The following is a 20,786-nucleotide window of genomic DNA, read 5'->3' on the forward strand; positions in this document are numbered from 1 at the left end:
GGCATTACCCGTTTTGCAGACCTGGAGAAGCCATCCAGGCCACTTAAGTGATTGATCTGGCAAGCCCGTTCCAGTGGCGACTGGGACGTTTGGCGCGTAAACTGTGGGGTTCGGCGGCCTACCCGCCGCCTCCTTGAACGACGGTACCCAAGCCCATGACCGGCAAGCTTTTCATCAAGACTCACGGCTGCCAGATGAACGAGTACGACTCCGCCAAGATGGCCGACGTGCTCAAGGCCTCGCACGGTCTGGAACTGACGCAGGACGAATCCGAGGCGGACGTCATCCTGATCAACACGTGCTCCATCCGCGAAAAGGCCCAGGAAAAGGTCTTCAGCCAGCTCGGACGCTGGAAGGAGCACAAGCAAGGCGGCAAAGCGGTGTTGATCGGCGTCGGCGGCTGCGTGGCCTCGCAGGAGGGCCAGGACATCATCAAGCGCGCGCCCTATGTAGATCTGGTATTTGGCCCGCAGACGCTGCACCGCCTGCCCGACCTGATCGAGGCGCAGCGAGCCTCCGGCAAGCCGCAGGTGGACATCAGCTTCCCCGAGATCGAGAAGTTCGACCGCCTGCCCGAGCCGCGCGCCGAAGGCCCCACCGCCTTCGTGTCAATCATGGAAGGCTGCTCCAAGTACTGCTCGTACTGCGTGGTGCCTTACACCCGCGGCGAGGAAATCAGCCGCCCGTTCGACGACGTGATTGTGGAGGTCGCCCAGCTCGCCGAGCAGGGCGTGCGCGAAGTGAACCTGCTCGGCCAGAACGTCAACGCCTATCGCGGCCCGACGCACGATGGCGGCACCGCCGACCTCGCCGTGCTGATCCACGCCATCGCGCAGATCGACGGCATCGGCCGCATTCGCTTCACCACCTCACATCCGCTGGAGTTCTCCGACTCGCTGATCGAGGCGTACGCCAACGTGCCGCAGCTGTGCAATTTCCTGCACTTACCAGTGCAGGCCGGTTCGGATCGCATCCTTACCGCCATGAAGCGCGGCTACACGGCGCTTGAGTTCAAGCAGAAAATCCGCAAGCTGCGCGCGGTGCGCCCAGACATCTGCATTTCGTCCGACTTCATCGTGGGCTTCCCTGGCGAGACCGACGACGATTTCGAGAAGACCATGAAGTTGATCGAAGACATCGGCTTCGACCAGAGCTTTTCCTTCATCTTCTCCTCGCGCCCCGGTACGCCGGCAGCTAACCTGGCGGATGACACATCGCAGGAAGTGAAGCACGCGCGACTTTCCCGCCTGCAGGCCAAGCTCAACGACAACGCGCGCCAGATCAACGAAACCATGATTGGCACCGTGCAGCGTGTCCTGGTGGAAAAAGTCAGCAAGAAGAGCGCGAACGAAGTCACCGGCCGCACCGAGAACATGCGCTTCGTGAACTTCCCGGGCAGCACGCGCATGATCGGCCAGTTCGTCGACGTGGTGATCACCGAGGCGATGAGCAACTCGCTGCGTGGCCGCGTGAAGCTCGCCCACGAAGACGTCGCCCTGGCCTCGTGACGCCAGCGCTTTCGATTCGCGAAATCGGACCAGACGAGTTCACCCTCGCCTGGCCGCTGTTCCGCAGCGTTGTCGCTGCGGGGGACACTTATAGCTATCCGCCCGACCTGAGTTTTGAACAGGCGCGCGACTGGTGGACTTCGCCGCCCACGCACTGCTTCATCGCCGAACGAGCGAAACTGGTGCTTGGCTGCTACATGCTCCGCCCCAACCAGCCCGGACTTGGCGATCACGTGGCCAACGCCGGCTACATGGTCTCCTCTGCGGCACGCGGCCAGGGCGTAGCCTCTGCCATGTGCGAACACTCCATGACGCAGGCCCGCGACGCGGGCTTCACCGCCATGCAGTTCAACTTTGTCGTCTCAACCAATACCACCGCGGTGCGCCTATGGCAGCGCCACGGTTTCCGCATCGTCGGGCAAGTGCCGGGCGCGTTCCGCCACGCGGCACATGGCCCGACCGATGTCTACGTGATGCACCGGCATCTTTGACACAAAAACATGACCAACGGCCTCAATCAACGCGATTTCTCCCTCGAGCCGGAAGACAACGCCCGGCTTTCCAACCTCTGCGGCCCCTTCGACGAACACTTGCGCCAGATCGAATTGCGCCTGGGCGTGGAGATCAACCACCGCGGCAGCCTATTCCAAGTGATCGGCGAAGAAGGTGCCTCGCGCGCGACCGAAAAGGTGGTGCGCGCGCTCTATGCGGTGACCGAGAACGAGTCGCTCAACGGCGCGAAGATCAACCTGCACCTTGCCGAGTCGGGCATCGACGCCATCGCCAACGACGCCGCCGATAGCGCACAGGACGTCACCATCAAGGTGAAGCGCGGTGTCATCAAGGGGCGTGGCCCAAACCAGGCACGCTACCTGCACGCCATCACCACGCACGACATCAGCTTTGGCGTAGGCCCCGCCGGCACCGGCAAGACCTATCTTGCCGTCGCTAGTGCCGTTGAAGCGCTGGAAGCCAATCGCGTGCAGCGCCTGCTGCTGGTGCGCCCCGCCGTGGAAGCCGGCGAGAAGCTGGGCTTCCTGCCGGGAGATCTCTCGCAGAAGGTCGATCCGTATCTGCGGCCACTCTACGACGCACTGTACGAAATGCTCGGCTTCGAAAAAGTGGCCAAGCTGATCGAACGCAACGTGATCGAAATTGCGCCCCTTGCCTATATGCGCGGCCGCACGCTCAACGACTCCTACGTGATCCTTGACGAAGCGCAGAACACCACCGTCGAGCAGATGAAAATGTTCCTCACGCGCATCGGCTTTGGCTCGGTCGCCGTGATCACTGGCGACGTGAGCCAAGTCGATTTGCCGCGCAACGTCCGCTCCGGTCTGCGCCACGCCGTTGAAGTGCTACGCGGCGTGGACGGCATCAGCTTCACCTTTTTCACCTCGCGCGACGTAGTACGTCATCCTCTGGTGGCGAAAATCGTGCGCGCCTACGAGGCCTTCGAACAGAGTTCCGAGGAGCCGCCGAGGTGAGTGCGCCACTGACACTGTCCGTCGGCTATGCCGCATCGCGCAAGGGTGTTCCCACCTCGGCCAGTTTCCGCCAATGGGTGGAAGCCGCTCTGCGCGGTGCGAAACGGCGCAAGGCAACGGAGCTTTCCATCCGTATCGTCGATGCGAAAGAAGGCCGCACGCTCAATCGCGACTATCGCGGCAAGGACTACGCCACCAACGTCCTGTCGTTTCCAGTCGAATTGCCACCGGGCGTCAAATCGCCATTGATCGGCGACTTGGTGATCTGCGCGCCTGTCGTCGCCAAGGAAGCCACCGAGCAAGGCAAGTTAGCCCGCAATCACTGGGCGCACATGACTGTGCACGGCGTGCTGCACCTTCTCGGCTACGACCATATTGAGGACGATGAGGCCGAGGCCATGGAGGCGCTGGAAACACGAGTCCTGGCCGGGCTCGGCATCGATGATCCCTACACCGTCGACGACGCCGACTGAATACGACTCGTCCACAAGCACGCCGGCCGGCACGCCCTTTCGCAGCGTATCTGCCGGCACTAAGCAGCGCGATGGAAGCAGGCATACAAATGCAACGACGTCTTCTGCTCGCCATGGGACTTCTGCTGGCCGCGATCGCCTCCCCGCCCGCGCTGTCGACCGACGCCCTTCGGCAGACACTAGCCCAGGCGACATGTAGTGCCATGCATGCAGCGGCCGCATCTGTGCCGGGCGATGGGCCGATGCTTCTGCCTAGCTATCCGGACCTGCCACCGGGTTCGGTTCGCGCGCTGGAAAACGTGGCATTCGTCTACGACAACGCCCTCGCGGGCATCGCACTCACTGCCTGTGGCGACCAGGCTCAGGCCCGTCGCATCGCCAACGCACTGCTGCTTGCGGCATCGCACGACCCAACCTTCAACGACGGGCGACTGCGCAACGCTTATCGCGCTGGTTCGATAGGTAGCGGGAAAGTCGAGCTCCCCGGCTACTGGCAAAGCCAGGGCAATTACTGGAGCCAGGATCCCTATCAAGTAGGCACCGCCACGGGCAATGCCGCCTGGGCCGCCCTGCTGATGCTTACCGTGTACGACAGCACCCACGATAAGCGCTATCTCGACGGCGCCATCTCCCAGTTACGCTGGATCCAGGCGCATACGCTCGGTAGCGCGCCACCCGCCTACGAAGGCGGCTTGTTCGGCTACGACAACGCGCAGCGCCAACAGCACTGGAAGGCCACGGAACACAACCTGGACGTCTATGCCGCCGCTACCTGGGCGGGGCGCTACACCCGCGATGCCGCGCTGGCCCAACAAGCCAAGACAGCGGGTGACTTCGTGAAGTCGATGTGGGACCCGGAACAGCGCCGCTTCCTGGTCGGTACGCTGGACGACGGCAGGACACTCTCCCGCGATAAGTCGGGCCTCGATGCACAAGTCTGGCCGCTGCTTGCCTTCAACCCGCACCCCGTCGAATGGAACCAGGTGTGGTCGTGGGTCGAATCGCAGCATCGCAGTGGTGACGGCTACGGCTATCGGCGCCACCCCGACGGCGTGTGGACAGAAGGAACGGCCCAAGTCGCCACTGCCTTGCTCGCCAGCGGAAAACCCGTGCCCGACACGTTGTGGCGGTTGCTCCTAGCCCAACGCAGCGCTGGCGGCATGCTCTACGCGACGCCACAGGCGCGCATCGCCACTGACTTCGCGATCGGCCCCACCTCTACTTACGCCGACTTCTTCTACTACCACCAGCCGCACCTCGGTGCGACCGCGTGGACCGCCCTGGCTGCCAAAGGTTGGAACCCGCTCACCGGGCAAGCCATCAACCCCACGGAACAGGCGCGATGAGCCAGCCACGAGCCCACTACCCGCAGGAGCGGGTTGCCTAGCGCCCCCGGCCCGGTCCCGGCTTCGCCCCTCCCGCTCCTTGTTCCTGAATCGTCACGAATTTTCGGCTGAGACTGACGGTTCCGCCCGGTATCGGGCAGCATCTACACGAGTAATGAACGAGGACCCTGGCAGTACCAGCGGCCCGGCCCACCGCAGTTGGTGGGATCGACTGGGCCACATGTTTTCCGGCGAGCCGCGCAACCGGAAGGAGCTCATCGACGAGCTGCGCACCGCCCAGGCCAACGGCCTGATGTCCCCTGACACCCTGACCATGGTCGAGGGTGCCATCAAGGTCACCGAGCTGAGCGTGGACGACGTCATGATCCCGCGCACGCAGATCGTGATGCTCTCCGCCGAGGCACCGCTGAGCGAGATTCTCGACACCGTCGTCGAATCCGGCCACTCGCGTTTCCCCGTACACGGCGAAGACAAGGACGACATCCTCGGCATCCTCCTCAGCCAAGGACCTGCTTCGCTTCGTCGGCAATGGCGACCATTTCGACGTCGCCAGCGTGCTGCGCCCGGCCGTGCTCATTCCCGAATCCATGCGCCTGAACGTGCTGCTGGCGGAGTTCCGCCATACACGCAACCACATGGCGCTGGTGGTCGACGAGTACGGTGGCGTCGCCGGCCTGATCACCATCGAAGACGTGCTTGAGCAGATCGTCGGCGAGATCGATGACGAGCACGACGACGAGGAAGAACCCACGCTGATGCACGAGCAGTCGGACGGCGGCTGGGCCGTCAGCGCGCTCACCCCTATCGCCGACTTCAATGAACAGACCGGCGCCAACTTTTCCGATGAAGAGTTCGACACGGTCGGCGGCATGTGTACCTCCGAATTTGGCCATCTGCCTGAAGTGGGTGAGGAAATCACCATCGGCGGCTACCAATTCCACGTTACCGAAGCGGACGACCGGCGCGTGCAGGCCTTCCGCGTAACACGCCTCAAGGACGGTTGATCGTGCACCATCGGGGCAGGATGCCGGCGGCATCGATCGTGCGCCGCTTCATCAGCGGTTTCGTCGGCTTAGTCGTGTGTTGCGCGCTGCTCTGGCCATCGCACGCCCGTGCAGGCGTGGCCAATGCGCCCGGCAGCAATCTGGAAGTGTCGCTGATCACCTACGGACCGGGCGACACCTACTGGGAGCGCTTTGGGCACGACGCCATCGAGTTGCGCGACACCGTGAGCGGTGAAGCCGTCACCTTCAACTACGGCGTGTTCGACTTCGATGAGAGCGGCTTCCTGCTGAATTTTGCACGCGGCCAGATGCACTACCTGATGGACGCCGCACCCTCGGACGTCGACCAGCACTACTACGTCGACGTCGGACGCTCGGTAACGCGCCAGCACCTCGCCTTCACGCCGGCACAGGCGGCCGACCTGCGCGACTACCTGCTGTGGAATCTGCAGCCGGAAAACGTGCGCTACGAGTACGACTACTACGTCCGAAATTGCGCCACACGCGTGCGTGACGCGCTGGATAAGGCACTCGGCGGCACTCTGAAGCCGCAGCTCGAAGCGCGCCCGGGCGGCATGACATTCCGCCAGCAGACAGCACGCCTGATGAGCCAGCAGGCCTGGCTAATGCTGATCCTCGATCTCGGCCTTGGCCCTTATTCTGACCAGCCGCTCAATGCCTGGCAGGAGAGCTTCCTGCCAGAAGTCTTGCAACACGAGATCAGCCACGTCACCGTGACTGGCCTCGAAGGGAAAGCGCAACCGCTAGTGCTGGACGAGCAGGAACTCTCACCGAACCGCCTCGTTCCACCGCCAACCACGGCTCCCGACCTTCGCCTGCCGCTAGCTCTGGCCGGCCTTGTCTTCGCTGCCCTACTGCTCGCCACCCGCCGCTTCGCACCGATCGTCTACGCCCTGCTGGGCAGTGTCTATCTGGTACTGGCCGGTTTCGTCGGCGTAACGCTGCTGATTCTCTGGACGCTCACCACACACCATTCGGCGTGGGCTAACGCCAACCTGCTGCTGTTCAACCCACTGGCTTTCTTCCTGCTGCCCGCGCTGTGGCGCTCCCGCAAGCACCTCGCCGTTTCGCGCGTGGCCAACGGACTGATTGCCCTGCAACTGCTAGCCGTACTGGCCGCCTGCCTGATGCATCTTCTGCCGGGTGTGGTGCAACAAAACCAGCCTTGGCTACTGTTCGCACTGCCGATTTGGCTTGCGATCGCGTGGATCACCCGCCGACAGCAACCGGCAGCATTCTTTCCGTCCTGAACAATAGAGCACCATGCTCGGGGCACTCTCCTGCAAGACGCTCGCAAACCGCTATAGCCCGAGCCGAGCAGACATCGCCGGACCCAACGATGCGGCGAAACCGGCCGTCAGGTGCTGCTCATCGCGAAACACCACCTGACCATTCTGCTCGGCACTGCACCGTTGACCCGGGCAAACCAGGTCATTCATGTCGATGGTCTGGGCATTAGGAAAACGCTTGGCCGCCTGCTGCAACCACAGATAGACCTGCAGTTCATATGCATCGTTAGCCGCAGTTTCGCAATCCAGTGGGGTGCCTAACCATTTCGGTCGATCCGAATGAGAGGCAAGGCAGCCGGGTCCGTCGAAATCAACGTGCGGAGTGCTACGCAACAGATAGATTTTTCCTACCCCGGCACCTAGTGCTTCCAGGGTACGAGCCATGCCATCCGTCCATTGCACTTGCGAAAACGACCGTCCGGCAACAACGCCCGTACTGAGTACAACAATATCGGGATGCATGGACGCCAGCTGCTCTACGGCTTGATGTCGCCACCTTTCGCACTCCGTGTACTCGCGGCCAATGCGTGCGTAGAAAATGGGCTCATCGACCATCGGGCAAGCAGACTTGGTGACAACAATCAGCCGCCAACCTGGCTTTGATGCTATCTGCGACAACGCGGGAAACCATTGCCCAGCGATACTGTCACCCATAAGTACGAGTGTGTGCGCTGCGTCATCTGGTCCGAACTTACACAACCGCACCCGATCACTGTGGTACCAGTCGTCGCAACCCTGCCTATAGATGGATGGCCCATCGAAACGCGCTTGGGTGTAGCGCCGCACAGCAGGGCTATCGCTCTGCTCTACTGCCATGTAGAACCAGTGCATGGACAGCGAACAGACCACGACAGTGACACCAAGAGCTCCGAACAAGGCGAGACGCCGGCGAGTGAGCCAAATAGATTGATGGCGAACTGGCGTCTCGACAAGTCGATACGAGGCTACGGCAAGCCCCAGCGACAAAAGCACTTCAACGACTCGCACCCATGGAGCACGACTCCCCGTCACGGCATGACCGAGGACGAGGACAGGCCAGTGCCACAAATACCAAGCGTAAGAAACGCGCCCAATGGCCTGCAACCATGGCAACGAGAGAACACGCGACACGCCGCTCATGCTGCTGCTCCATCCGGCTGCAATCACGAATGTCGCTCCAAGTACCGGAAGCACGGCGCGCCACCCTGGATAGGATGTCTGCCCGTAGCTGACTGCTGCACCCGCAATCATCCCTAAGCCAAGCCAGCCGAGCCAATGCAGGACGCTTGAGACAGAGGCCTTTCCTTCGGTCGACTCGCCTGCGCGCTTACTTCCGAAATAGAGCCAGATCAGCGCCCCGGCGGCGAATTCCCAAGCACGCACGGGCATCATGTAAAAGGCCCACTGCGGATAACGTGGCGTCAAGAAAATACTTGCGCCCAGGCTGAGCGCAAGAATCGCGAGCATGACGCCCTTCAACCTCGCGACGTGAAGTCCCGACCGCCGATGCCCCAACGACCACAGAAGCAGTGCTGGCCATATCAGATAAAACTGCTCCTCAACACCCAGCGACCACGTGTGCAAGAACAGATTATTCTCCGACCCAGGGGCGAAGTAGTCTGCCTGCGTCAGAGCGAAAGACACGTTGCTCATCCAAAGGGCCGCCACCGCCGCGGTATTGGCTTGCTGCAGCTGTTCGCTCGGCCCCAGCAGGAGCATCGCAGCAAGCGATACCAGCACGACCATCAGAATCAATGCCGGCATCAAGCGCCGAAGTCGCCTGAGATAGAAGCCCATAAAATCGATTCGGGCAGTATCCGTCAGCTCGCGCAAAAGCAGGCCGGTGATCAGGAAGCCGGATAGGACGAAAAACACGTCCACCCCGACAAATCCGCCGGAGAGCCATGGAACGCCAGCATGTGCTCCTATAACAAGCAGTACTGCGACCGCCCGCAGGCCTTCTATATCGCCGCGATAGCCCAGCCGATATTCATCCGACTTCATGAAAACGTCATCCTCTCCCCCATTCAGTATCGAATAGTACCGATAGGGCGACGCACTCTGCCCAAAAGAGGCACTCTGCCAAAAATCGGTCCGCACTTTTCAATTGCCCCCAGGCTTCCGACAAGGCCATCATGAACACCATGACCGCCCCTCATGCCCTTCCCTCGACATCGTCCACCCCCGCAGACCCCATGGTCGTCAACTGCGTGGCTTATCGCTTCGATGGGCAGCGCATCGGCGACACCAGCCTCGATGACATCAGCGAAGTGCTTAAAGAACCCGACACCTTCGTGTGGGTGGGGCTGCACGAGCCGGACGAGACCTTGCTGCAGAAGCTCCAGGAAGAGTTCGATCTTCATGATCTTGCGATCGAGGATGCCCAGCACGCCCACCAACGCACCAAGATCGAAGCCTATGGTGATTCGCTCTTTGTCGTCGTGCAGACTGCACAGCTTGTCGGCGGGCATATCGCCTTCGGCGAGACGCACGTTTTTCTGGGGCCCCGCTATCTGGTCACAGTACGCCACGGCGCGTCGCTGTCCTACGCTCCAGCCCGACGTAACTGCGAGCATACGCCCGAACTCCTGGCACTCGGCCCCGCCTACGGTCTGTATGGCGTGCTCGACTTCATTGTCGACAACCTGCTCCCCATCGTGCGCGACTTCCGCGAAGAGCTGCAGGAGCTGGAGAAAGACATCTTCTCCGACACCTTCAAGCGCAGCACCATTCGTCGTCTGTACGACATGCAGCGTGACCTGATGACGTTGCGGCTAGCGGTGGCCCCTATGCAGGACATCATCAGCCAGTTGGTACGCCAGCACCCGCAACTCATTCCTGACGAACTGCGCGCCTATTTTCGCGACGTATACGACCACGTATTCCGCGTCAACGAATCGATCAGCGCCATGCGCGAAATGCTCGCCGCCGCCATCAACGTAAACCTATCCCTGGTCACCTTCGGCCAGAACGAGGTGATGAAACGACTGGCCGGCTACGCAGCCATGTTGGCCGCCCCTACTCTGATCACCAGCTGGTACGGCATGAACTTCACGCATATGCCCGAACTGGCTGAGCCATGGGCTTACCCAGTAATCATCGGCGTGGTGACTACATTGGTGGCCAGTATTTATTACGTTCTCAAGCGGGCGAAGTGGTTGTGAGTCTAACGAATACGCGGCACCGACTGACCTATGGGCTAGCCGCCATCACCTTGCTAGTGACCAGCCTCCTCTATGGGCCTGTCATCCACTTCAATTTCGTGTGGGATGATTGGCTGAGCTTTCACGATACACCTTGGTTGACCCAGGGTGATCAGTGGAAGCATTACATCCTGCGCGACTTCAACAACTGGGCGTACTACTTTAGGCCGCTCGTTGTAGGCTTCTTTACCCTGCAGGTTCGACTGTTCCATGACCTGCCCGGACCTATGCATGCTGTATCGCTTGCCCTGCACCTGATCGGCATAACCTTGGTTGGAGTTCTAGCGTGGCGCTGCGCCACGCTATCTGGCATGAACGCAACGCGCCGGACGTGGCTCGTTCCGCTTTGCATGGCAATTTACGGCCTACATCCAGCGCTTATCGAGACCGTCGCGTGGATCGGGTGCCAGTTCGAACTTGTATTGATAGTGCTTGTCCTTCTCAGCCTGATCGCAAATCTTGACATCCAGCACCCCGGACTACGCGCAGGCACAGTCGCGCTGACCTTCTTTCTCGCCGCATGCACGAAAGAGGCAGCCTTTTCGCTTCCACTTCTGCTGGTCTTGTTCGATTGGATCCTGTTCTCAGGCGGAGCGGGACAGCGCTTTGTCGCAAGCGTCGAGACCGTCATTCGACGCAACTGGCTCACCTATCTCAGGGATCATGCTTGCGGGCATCGGCTACCTGATTTTTCGGTCCTGGGCGCTCGGCACAGTTACAACGAATTTCCAATCGATATCCGCTACACCCTCAGACCATCTTTGGGAAATCAGCACCGTCTATCTTCGCTATGTGAAGATCATCCTCTGGCCGGTCTCCGGCATGGGGCCTATTCACCCCTATATCCCGCAGGTATTCCAGGGAACACCTTCCCCTGCCGACCTGCTGGTCATTGCCGTGGCGTTTGTCATTGTCGGAAGCGGGCTGTATTTCACCCTCCGACACAAATCGCCGACCGGCGCCATCATTGTCGGCGCTACAGCAGCGTTGCTTCCCGTTCTTCACATCATCCCAGTGGCATTCGATAAGAGCCTTTATCACGAACGCTATGCCGCTCTGTCGCTAGCCATCATGTGCGCCATGCTTCCCCTTATGCGCCGGCCTGCATGGCTGAAGCGGGCCAAACATGGAAGCGTTGCGAAATCCCTGATCGTCATCGTCATGTTCTTCTGGCTGACCTTTTCGATCATCGGTATACGCACCCTGCTTCCGAATTGGACAAACGATGAAACTCTATGGCGATGGGCGCTTTCATCCAATCCGCATGACGCCGATGCCAAGTTCAATCTTCTTTCGACCTATATAAGGAACAAGGATTACTCTGCTGCCCACAAGCTTGGCGACAAAGTGCTAGCTGACTCGTCCTCCTGCGACGAATGTATGCTCAAAATCGCAGAACTGGCGATCTTTCAGCACGAGCCCACCGGGGCCGCCATTGCACTCGAGCGTGTCCGTCATTCGCCCTCTATCGCGAAGAACAAAGACACGCTTCATACTTACTACCTGCTGACGGGTGAAATGCTTGCTCAACAAGGCAGCCTGGAGGATGCGGAAAACATCCTCCACGCTGCATTGTCACTGGCACCTCAGGACGCCGAAACAATAAACGCGCTGAACCTGGTTCTATCGCTGAGGAACCGAGCAACGCAAGCTAACCAATAAAAAGGAGTGGCGACCAGCGTCCGCCACTCCTTTGTCACGACCGTAGATTAGCAAGTCCGGATCAATGAGCCGAAGACGAACCTTCCGCCGTCCACTCCTTCAGCCACGCATTCACCGTCTCATGCCACTGCACGCTGTTCTGCGGCTTGAGCACCCAATGATTCTCGTCGGGGAAATGCAGCAGTTTGCTGGGAATGCCGCGACGCTGCAGCGCAGTGAATGCGCCAAGGCCCTGTGTATCGGGGATGCGGAAATCCTTGGCCGAGTGAACGACCAACATTGGTACGCGCCAATCCTTGACGTGGTTGACGGGGTTGAACTTCTCGTAGTTCTCGGGGTGCTCGTACTGCGTGCCGCCGTTCTCGCGTTCCTCGAACCACAGCTCTTCGGTGTCGTAGTACATGGCGCGCGCATCGAACACGCCGTCATGATCGACCAGACACTTCCACGGCTGGTTCCACACGCCAGCGATCCAGTAAATCATATAGCCACCGTAGCTGGCGCCCAGTGCGCAGGCGCGATCGCCATCGAGGAAGCCGTACTTGGACAGCGCGGCGCTCCAGCCGGCCTTGAGGTCTTCCAACGGCTTGCCACCCCAGTCACCCGAGATCGAATCGGTGAACGCCTGGCCGTAACCGGTTGAACCATGGAAGTTAATGGTGACCACGGCGAAGCCCTGGCCCGCGTAAGTCTGCGGGTTCCAGCGATAGCTCCACGCATTGTTCATGGCGCCCTGCGGGCCGCCATGGATGATGAAGGCGACCGGATACTTCTTGCCGGACTTGTAACCGACTGGCTTAACCACGTAGCCCTGCACGGTTTCGTTGTTCCAGCCCTTGAACGTGAAGAACTCGGGCTCACCCATCTGCGTCTTCTTGAGGCGCTCGACGTTGTAATGCGTCACCTGCTTGAGGCCCTTGCCCTGCAGGTCAGCCGTGTAGAGATCAGCCGAACGCTTCAGATCGTCACGCTGCACCAGCAACGACGACTTACCTAAGGAGTAGGCACCCACTTCGCCATTGGTGACGAGCGTGGTGACTTTGCCGCTGACAGCGTCCACGGCGAACAGAGGATGCTGGCCATTGTCGTCGGCAGTCACATAAAGCGTCTTGCCGTCCGCCGAAACCTGCATGCCGCCTGCAGAGCGATCCCAATTGGGCGCTACTTCGTGCTTCTGGCCGCTGGCAAGATCCAGCGCCATGATGCGGAAGCGGTCAGCTTCGGACACCGGCACCTTCATGGCCAGGTAGTACAGCGTCTTGCCATCCGGCGATGGCACCGGGAACGCATCCCAAGCCGGGTTGTCCGCTGTCAGGTTGCGCGGTGCTGCCGAACCATCCGCCGGCACACTGTAAACGTCAAAGTTGGTCGACCACGGCTCGCTGTTGCCTGCAATCCGCACATCGAAGTACACCGTCTTGCCGTCCGGCGAGAAGCTGAATTCGCCGTCGTCGCCGAACGGCTTGCTCGGCACGTCACCGTCGATGCCACGCGTGAGCAGCACCGGCTGTTCGGACGGGGCATCCATGTCCGCGATGAAGAGCTGGGCGCGCCGGCCATCGGCCCACGTATCCCAGTGGCGCACGAAGAGCTTGTCGTAAACTGTGCCCGAGGCCTTGTCTTTCTCGCGGCCGTCCAAACGCTCCTTGGTACAGGCAAGATCGGCGCAGTCGGTGAACACGCCAAAGGTGAGCAGTGCCTTCTTGCCATCCGGCGAGAGCTTGTAGCTGTCGACGTCGATCGGCGTATGCGTCACCTGCGTGGCGGTGGCTGATATACCTAGCGGGCGACGCCAGAGCTGTGACACACCGTCCTTCTCGGCTACGTAGTAGATCGCCGAGCCATCGGGCGCCCAACGCGGCGAAGAGGCCTTCTCCACCAGCTTGATCGGCGAGCCGCCCTTGGCGAGATCAAGCACATAGATAGAGGTGATGCCCTTGTTCGCGGCGTAGTCGGTGGCGCGCACGGTATAGAGCACCAGGTGGCCATCGGGCGAGAGCTGCGGATCGCCGACGCGATCCATCATCACCAGATCGCGGATACCGAAAGGATGGGTGCCATGGTTTTCGACCTCGGCCGCCACAGCAGAAGTACCGGCCAGCGCAAGCGCCAGCGCGACAAACAGGGGTTTCATGGGTAGGTTCCTGAGTGTTGCGAAAACATTGACGTTAAGAGCCCACGCCCCGCAGCGCAAGCACGCCGAAAGTACCCGGCAAACCCATCGAGTTCACGCGCATCCGGCCGATGGCAGCGTCCAATGTCGTGATGAGATCGCCTCGATCTCACAAAAAAACGAGAAAATCCCAGGTGCTAGTATCTCCCAGCCACCATCAACCCTCCCGGGTTGGCTGATTCAGCGTAACGGCTTCAAGGGGACAAGGATGAGCACGTCTACAACCGCCAACGCGCGGCGCTACTGGCTGATCGCATGGATTGGCGTCACCCTTTTGGCCCTTGGGCTACGCTGGGCTTATCTGTCACGCATGGAGGTCGATGGCCCCCTTCGAGGCGACGCGGGCCAGTACGTTTCCTATGCCTGGAATCTGGTCCACCACGGGGTGTTCTCGAAGAACGCCCCCGGTAGCGCGAACGTGGTACCCGACAGCTTTCGGGATCCCGGGTATCCCAGCCTTCTCGCTGCGCTGATGCTTGTCTCCGACGACTTCAGCCCTTGGTATCACCACGTCCTTCTGTTCCAGGGGCTGCTGGGCGCACTGACAGTCGCACTGCTGATGGCAGCAGCGCGACCCTGGCTAGGCATGAAGGGCGCCGTAGTCGCGGGTCTGTTGATGGCTATCTGGCCTCACAGCATCACGTTCACTGGCTATCTGCTGTCCGAGACAGCGACTGCCTTTTGGGTTGCCTTGGGGCTTTTTTTGCTGCAAAGAACCGCTACGCGGAACAGCTTGCCGATCATGGTCGGCTGCGGCATCGCCTTCGGTATCGCCGCGCTGACCAACGCCGTCATGATTCCGTTTGCGGCGATCTTGGCGAGCATCTTCTGGTGGCGGGGCAACTTCACACGCTCCATGGCGCTCGCACTGGCCATCGCCTCGCTGCTGCTGCCGATTGCATGGGGCGTGCGCAATGCACAGTTGCCGCCCGCCGAAAGCTCTTCGGGACGTGCCCTGTTGAATGCGATACAGGGTTCCTGGCCGGAGTACCACGCAAGCTATATCGCCAGCATCGAGGGTGACCCGAATGCCCAACGCGTTCAGGGCTCCATCCAGCACGAATACGATGTCGCGATGACGTCCCGATCCGCTGGCATGGCGCTTGTATCCGCCAGGATGGGAGAGCACCCGCTACGTTATCTCGGATGGTACGCGAGCAAACCCGCACTCTTATGGGACTGGGCCATCCGCATGGGCCAGGGAAATATCTATCAGTATGCAGCGCTCCACTCTCTGCTCAACGAACAACCGATACTCAAAGCACTTGTTGCGCTGTGCTGGGTGCTCAATCCATTGATCATGTGCCTGGCACTGGCGGGCGTGCTACTGGTGTGGATGAAAGAGCGGGGGCGCTCACCACTATCGCTGGCCGTCGCCGTTCTTGCGGTCTACGTCACTGTCGTCTACTCCCTGCTACAGGCCGAACCTCGCTACTCCATCCCGTTCCGGGGCATCGAACTCATACTCGCTGTCGAAGCCGTGAGGCAATGTCTCTGCTGGCGCGCGGCCCGAAACCGACGAGCCGGACTGTCAAATTGGTCGAGAACGGCTACCGACGATCCAACCACGATGTGACCCTCCAGAGCACTTCGAGACGGGGGTCTCAGAACGCACTGACGCGCAACGTCACTTTTTGCCCTTCACGAGCAAGCGGCACATTCGCACCGAGACGGGCTCGACAATCCTGCAAGAACGTCAGCTTTGTGAGGTTGCCCGGTCTCGTGACCGTATGCACAATCCTCACACCCGCAACATTGTGGGTCACCGCCAAAAGGCATCCGTGGCATGTAACGTGCTGCGGATGTCGGGAGCTTCCTGGTCGTTCCAGACCGCAGTAAGGGGGTCCGTTCCCGCCTAGGGGGAATCGGGACCGGGGCTCAGGGGGCACTACCGGTTAGCTAACCAAAACAGAGGAACCACCATGAAGAACGTGCAGAAGGGCTTTACCCTGATCGAACTGATGATCGTCGTGGCGATCATCGCGATCCTGGCCGCCATCGCCATCCCGCAGTACCAGAACTACATCACCAAGTCCCAGTTCTCCGAGTCGCAGACCATTGCTGACGGCCTGAAGACGCCGATCGTGGAGTACTACAACCAGACCGGCATCTGCCCCACCAACAGCACCACGGGCTTCGTTACGGCTGCCAGCTACAGCGGCAAGTACGTGCAGCAGGCCTCGCTTAGCGGCTCGGGCTCCGGCGCAACCCAGGCTTGCATCGTCACGGTTACCTTCAAGTCGACCGCCGGCTCGGTGTCCTCCCCGCTCATCGGCGAGACTGTCGCGATCACTGGCCAGGTCGGCAACGGCGGCGCCGTCACCTGGGCCTGCGCAAGCACCACCATCCTCGGCAAGTACATGCCCCAGGTCTGCCAGGGCAAGTAATCCGTCCGCAGATAGCTATCACATGCTGTACCAAAAACCCCTCCGTACGGAGGGGTTTTTTGTGTCCACATCTCGGAAGACTCGCCTTAATGCCTTTTACCTGCTCATGACAGCCCGACGCACCAGCTTCCTGCTCGTCGTCACCCTGCTTGCCTGCGCTGCGTTGTACTGGCCGGCCTTGCATGGCCCCTTTCTTTCGACGACTTCCCCAACCTCGCCGCCATGAACAGCATCGACCACCTGTCGAGCTGGCGCGAGTTGGGAATCTACCTGTCGCAACCACGAGAATTCCCCGGCCGCCCGCTAGCCATGCTGAGCTTTCTCCTTCAGCGAGGTGACTGGCCAGGCTCACCCTTCCCGTTCAAGTTGGTAAACCTTGGGCTGCACCTTATGTGCGGCTTACTCGTGTTCCAACTGACCCGGCGCTTGTCCCGATCATTTGGCAAGGACAATGACACGCCACCTCACGTGCGACAGCATGAAATAGCCGCACTTCTCGCCACGGCGGCCTGGCTGCTGAACCCGATGGAACTTTCCGGCGTGGTGTCGGTGATCCAGCGCATGACACTGCTGATGGCTTTGTTCGTGCTGCTGGGCCTGCTCGCGTACCTGCGAGGGATGCTGCGTGAGGATCTTTCGATATCGCGGCGCACCGCATGGATGATCATCGGTCTCGGACTCTGTACGTTGCTCGCCTTCCTATGCAAAGAGAATGGCGTCCTCCTGCCTGTCTATGCATTGACGCTAGACGCCACGGTGCTACGCAAGCCCGTAAATCGGCTGCCGAAACCACTGAAATGGCTACGACGCCTACTGATATGGCCCGCTACACTTTTCGTGCTGGGCTACCTCGCACACATAGGATTCATCGCCTGGGGCCAGCACTACGGTCGTGATTTCACGCTGGGCGAGCGCCTGCTCACCGAGCCACGTGTACTGGCCAGCTACTTGGTCAACACCTTCCTTCCCCGGTTTGGTATCTATGGGCTTTACCACGATGACTTCGCCGTTTCACACGGTCTGGCATCCACGCCGGCCACCCTTCCCTGCCTTGCATTGCTGATCGCGGCCCTTGTGGCCGCGTTCGCCTCATTGAAACGCCGGCCGCTACTGGCCATGGCTATCCTGTGGTACCTCGGCGGCCAGTTGATTGAAAGCACTACGGTGATGCTGGAGCTGTACTTCGAACATCGCAACTACGTACCACTGATCGGCCCGATGATGGCGATCGGCATGGGCTTGACACGGTTGCGCACACCGGTGCAACGCAAGCTCACCCAGTTGGCTTATGGCACTTGGCTCGCCGCTTGCTGCCTTGCGACGACCCTGAGTGCGCGGGTCTACGCATCTGAGAATCTGCTCGCCACGGCCTGGTCACATGCGCAACCGGGCTCTGCCCGTGCACAAATCTATCTTGCGGGCCGCCTGAGCCAGAACGGTCACTCGGCCAAGGCGCTAGAGATCATTTCAACCCTACAGACACGGGAGCCACAGAATGCCGGCCTCGCGGCCAACCGCGTCTACCTCCTCTGCCGCATGGGTACACTCAAGACCGGTGACCTGGACGAGTTGGATCATGTGCTGCGCCTCGCTACCTTCGACCGCGCCGCTTACGAGAACATCGAAACCCTGCGTGAACTGGCCACTACCAGACAATGCCCAGCCTTGGATGATGCTCGCTGGGTAAGCATGACTGGCATCATGCTGGATAACCCCGCCTATCGCGACAACAGCGTCTCCAACGGCTTTCTTCACTACCAGAGGCACCTCTGGGCCGTGCAGCACGGCGACCTGAACATGGCAATCAGCGAATTGGATGCCGTTTATCAGGCAGACCCTGATGCCAACATTCCCCGCCTACAGGCCAAATACTTGGTCAGCGCAGGCCTGCGTGCCCAGGCTATCGACGTGTTACGCGACACCGACGCTCGCCGCCTGCCTTTGCTGAGACGCCTGCTGGTGAACGACAAAGCTATCAATGAAGAGACCATCGTCGAGATAGAGCACATGAAATAGCGGCTGCCCCAACATCGTCTCTGGTAGTCCTGGCGCGCTTGCCAGGGCTACCGGATGCAGGACCATCTTCCGTCATCCATAATCGAAGCACTACAGGGGCTTCCAGCCCCAACCAACAGACAAGCAGATGGTCAACCAGGTAACTTCACCCTCTAACCATCGCCAGTGGCAAGGCTATGTGCTGCTTGCTCTAGCGCTTCTGCTCACCATCATCATCTATTGGCCAGGCCTCTCAGGTGGCTGGCTGTTCGACGACTTTCCCAACATCGTCAACAATCGCGGTGTGCAACCCAGCACGATCGATTTCAGGACTTTGGTTCATGCCGCCCTGTCGGCACCGGCCAGCGATTTAAAGCGGCCACTGGCATCGCTCAGCTTCGTTGCGAACTTTGTGGTCAGCGGGCTGGACCCGTGGAGCTGGAAAGTCACCAACTTAGCGATTCACCTGTCGAATGGCCTACTGGTGTTTGTTCTGGCGCGCATGCTGTTGCTTCGATCCGTAGCGTCCGTTCCCTCGAGCGTCAAACAGCAAACCACCACCGCAGCATGCATTGCCGGTGCATGGATGATCCTGCCCGTCAATCTCACTGCGGTGCTTTACGTTGTCCAACGCGAGGAAAGCCTGGCCAACCTCTTCGTCCTGCTGGGCCTTATCGGCTACATCGCAGGCCGGACGTCCATGCTGGCGCCAAATCCATCCGTCGCTCACACCGATCGATCGTGGCGTGGCATCGCCCTTTGCAGCCTCAGCATCATCGTGCCGACCTTTATCGGCGCACTGGCGAAGGAAACTGCCGTGATGCTCCCTCTGTATGCACTAGGCATCGAGTGGGTACTGTTTGCGTCGAAGCAGCAGCACGAGAATCCACCGCAGCATTCTCGTTTCGACTGGCGCATTGGCGCCCTGTTTATTGTCACGCTGCTGCTACCCATGGCTATCGGCTTAGCTTGGCTTGTACCCGGACTTCTAAACCCGGCTAACTGGGCAACACGTGACTTCACGCTTGGTACGCGCCTTTTGACGGAAGCACGCGTCGTTGTGTCTTACCTGCTGTGGACTGTGTTTCCAACGCCGCACATGCTGTCGTTCTATCACGACCAGTATCGTATCTCGTCCGGATTGCTGACTCCCTGGACCACCTTGGCCAGCATGCTGGCATTGACGGCATTGCTCGGGCTCGCCGTAGGTGTGCGCCGACGTTTTCCATGCGTTGCGCTGGGCATCCTGTGGTTTCTGAGTTGCCATCTTCTAACGGGCACCGTCCTTCCGTTGGAACTGGTCTATGAGCACCGGAACTATTTCGCCAGCGCCAGCGTCATGCTGGCTATCGTTCCGTTGTTGACCGCACCGGCTCCACCGAGGACGGGGAGTACCAGCAACCCCATCCCTTCAACAGGGGCACTGCCGCTCGCCCTGCCGCGCCATCTTCTGTTCGGCGGATTGGTCGTTTGCTGGGCGGCACTTACCTTAGTCACGTCCTATGCATGGGGAGACCCCTTGAGGCTGTCGCGCGACCTTGCTTCGCGCGGCCCTGACTCCCCTCGCGCCATGTATGAGCTTGGCCGCACTTACATCATCTACTCGAAATACGACCCTGCCTCGCCCTACACGAGCCTGGCCTACGACGCACTGGAAAAGGCCGCGGCTCTGCCCGAGTCGTCCATCCTTCCTCAGCAAGCGCTGATCTTCATGAACTCACGCATGCACCTTCCCCTGAAAGATCGGTGGTGGGACAGCATGATCACCAAGCTCAAGGCACGAAAGTCCACGGTACAGGATGAGAGCTCGCTGGAGGAATTGAGCTCTTGCCAGACCATCGGAGAATGCGACCTGCCCAAGCAGCGCATGCTGGAAGCCTATATGGCCGCCCTGTCCCACCCGAACCCGAGCGCCCGACTACTCAACATGTACGGTATGTACGCCTGGGAAGTACTGGACGATCACGCACTGGCTCTGCGGATGCTACAAGACGCTGTTGCTGCCAATCCGAAGGAACCAGCCTATCGCGTTACCCTGGTTCGCATGCTCACGGACATGAATCGCCTCGAAGAAGCTCGCCTGGCCCTAAACGACCTACAACCCTTCAACTTGGCAGGACATATGGACCAGGGCATCGGCAGGCTGAATGCTGCCATCGTGGCAAAAGAAAAAGGCAACACATCGCCTACGCAAAACGGCGCGGTCAAATAACACCCGACGAACGACGTTACCTCTTGCCCTTGTTCAGCCCTTCCAGC

At 60.3% G+C, this 20,786-nt stretch carries 14 protein-coding genes and 1 pseudogene; 13 read left to right on the forward strand and 2 right to left on the reverse strand.

Annotated elements, in window-relative coordinates:
- Positions 1-155: 155 nt before the first annotated feature.
- The 7 genes and pseudogenes from miaB to DYST_RS09630 all read left to right on the forward strand — a co-directional run bounded on the left by miaB (position 156) and on the right by DYST_RS09630 (position 7,089).
- The gene (miaB, locus tag DYST_RS09600; RefSeq protein ID WP_239951548.1) at positions 156-1,508 is read left to right on the forward strand and encodes a tRNA (N6-isopentenyl adenosine(37)-C2)-methylthiotransferase MiaB; all 1,353 of its coding nucleotides are present in this window, start codon (positions 156-158) and stop codon (positions 1,506-1,508) included.
- On the forward strand, positions 1,505-1,999 hold the full coding sequence (locus DYST_RS09605) for a GNAT family N-acetyltransferase (RefSeq protein ID WP_239951549.1): 495 nt from the start codon (positions 1,505-1,507) through the stop codon (positions 1,997-1,999). The genes miaB and DYST_RS09605 overlap by 4 nt, the downstream gene beginning before the upstream one ends.
- 9 nt (positions 2,000-2,008) lie before the next feature.
- On the forward strand, positions 2,009-2,995 hold the full coding sequence (locus DYST_RS09610) for a PhoH family protein (protein WP_239951551.1): 987 nt from the start codon (positions 2,009-2,011) through the stop codon (positions 2,993-2,995).
- Complete coding sequence (gene ybeY, locus DYST_RS09615) at positions 2,992-3,468, forward strand: rRNA maturation RNase YbeY (protein ID WP_239951553.1); 477 nt, start codon at positions 2,992-2,994, stop codon at positions 3,466-3,468. Before DYST_RS09610 ends, ybeY begins: the two co-directional genes overlap by 4 nt.
- Positions 3,469-3,557: 89 nt before the next feature.
- Positions 3,558-4,814: a hypothetical protein gene (locus DYST_RS09620; protein WP_239951555.1), complete on the forward strand. Its 1,257-nt coding sequence runs from the start codon at positions 3,558-3,560 to the stop codon at positions 4,812-4,814.
- Positions 4,815-4,968: 154 nt separating this feature from the next.
- Positions 4,969-5,818: pseudogene (locus DYST_RS09625) on the forward strand (HlyC/CorC family transporter).
- 20 nt (positions 5,819-5,838) lie between these two features.
- On the forward strand, positions 5,839-7,089 hold the full coding sequence (locus tag DYST_RS09630; RefSeq protein WP_239951556.1) for a DUF4105 domain-containing protein: 1,251 nt from the start codon (positions 5,839-5,841) through the stop codon (positions 7,087-7,089).
- Between the two features lie 51 nt (positions 7,090-7,140).
- On the opposite strand, the gene DYST_RS09635 is transcribed toward DYST_RS09630, so the two are convergent.
- Entirely contained in the window at positions 7,141-9,111 is a 1,971-nt protein-coding gene (locus tag DYST_RS09635; RefSeq protein WP_239951558.1) for an acyltransferase family protein, read from the reverse strand.
- 131 nt (positions 9,112-9,242) lie between these two features.
- On the opposite strand from DYST_RS09635, the gene DYST_RS09640 reads away from it, so the two are divergent.
- A complete protein-coding gene (locus tag DYST_RS09640) occupies positions 9,243-10,271 on the forward strand; it encodes a magnesium and cobalt transport protein CorA (RefSeq protein WP_239951559.1) in 1,029 nt (342 codons plus the stop codon).
- Between the two features lie 702 nt (positions 10,272-10,973).
- Positions 10,974-11,972 carry a tetratricopeptide repeat protein gene (locus DYST_RS09645; RefSeq protein WP_239951561.1) on the forward strand — a complete coding sequence of 333 codons (999 nt, stop codon included), beginning with the start codon at positions 10,974-10,976 and terminating at the stop codon, positions 11,970-11,972.
- 61 nt (positions 11,973-12,033) lie between these two features.
- On the opposite strand, the gene DYST_RS09650 is transcribed toward DYST_RS09645, so the two are convergent.
- On the reverse strand, positions 12,034-14,106 hold the full coding sequence (locus DYST_RS09650; RefSeq protein ID WP_239951563.1) for an alpha/beta hydrolase family protein: 2,073 nt from the start codon (positions 14,104-14,106) through the stop codon (positions 12,034-12,036).
- Here DYST_RS09650 and DYST_RS09655 point away from each other — a divergent pair.
- The 4 genes from DYST_RS09655 to DYST_RS09670 all read left to right on the forward strand — a co-directional run bounded on the left by DYST_RS09655 (position 14,105) and on the right by DYST_RS09670 (position 20,739).
- Positions 14,105-15,721, forward strand: coding sequence for an ArnT family glycosyltransferase (locus DYST_RS09655; RefSeq protein WP_239951565.1), 1,617 nt, complete (start codon positions 14,105-14,107; stop codon positions 15,719-15,721). The genes DYST_RS09650 and DYST_RS09655 overlap by 2 nt on opposite strands.
- A gap of 346 nt (positions 15,722-16,067) precedes the next feature.
- Positions 16,068-16,532 carry a pilin gene (locus DYST_RS09660; RefSeq protein ID WP_239951567.1) on the forward strand — a complete coding sequence of 155 codons (465 nt, stop codon included), beginning with the start codon at positions 16,068-16,070 and terminating at the stop codon, positions 16,530-16,532.
- A 222-nt stretch (positions 16,533-16,754) separates the two neighbouring features.
- Positions 16,755-18,548 (forward strand): hypothetical protein, encoded by a 1,794-nt coding sequence (locus DYST_RS09665; RefSeq protein ID WP_239951569.1) that lies wholly within the window; start codon positions 16,755-16,757, stop codon positions 18,546-18,548.
- A gap of 127 nt (positions 18,549-18,675) precedes the next feature.
- Entirely contained in the window at positions 18,676-20,739 is a 2,064-nt protein-coding gene (locus DYST_RS09670; RefSeq protein ID WP_239951571.1) for a tetratricopeptide repeat protein, read from the forward strand.
- Positions 20,740-20,786 lie beyond the last annotated feature (47 nt).

The organism is Dyella terrae, assembly GCF_022394535.1.
Taxonomy (GTDB): Bacteria; Pseudomonadota; Gammaproteobacteria; order Xanthomonadales; family Rhodanobacteraceae; genus Dyella.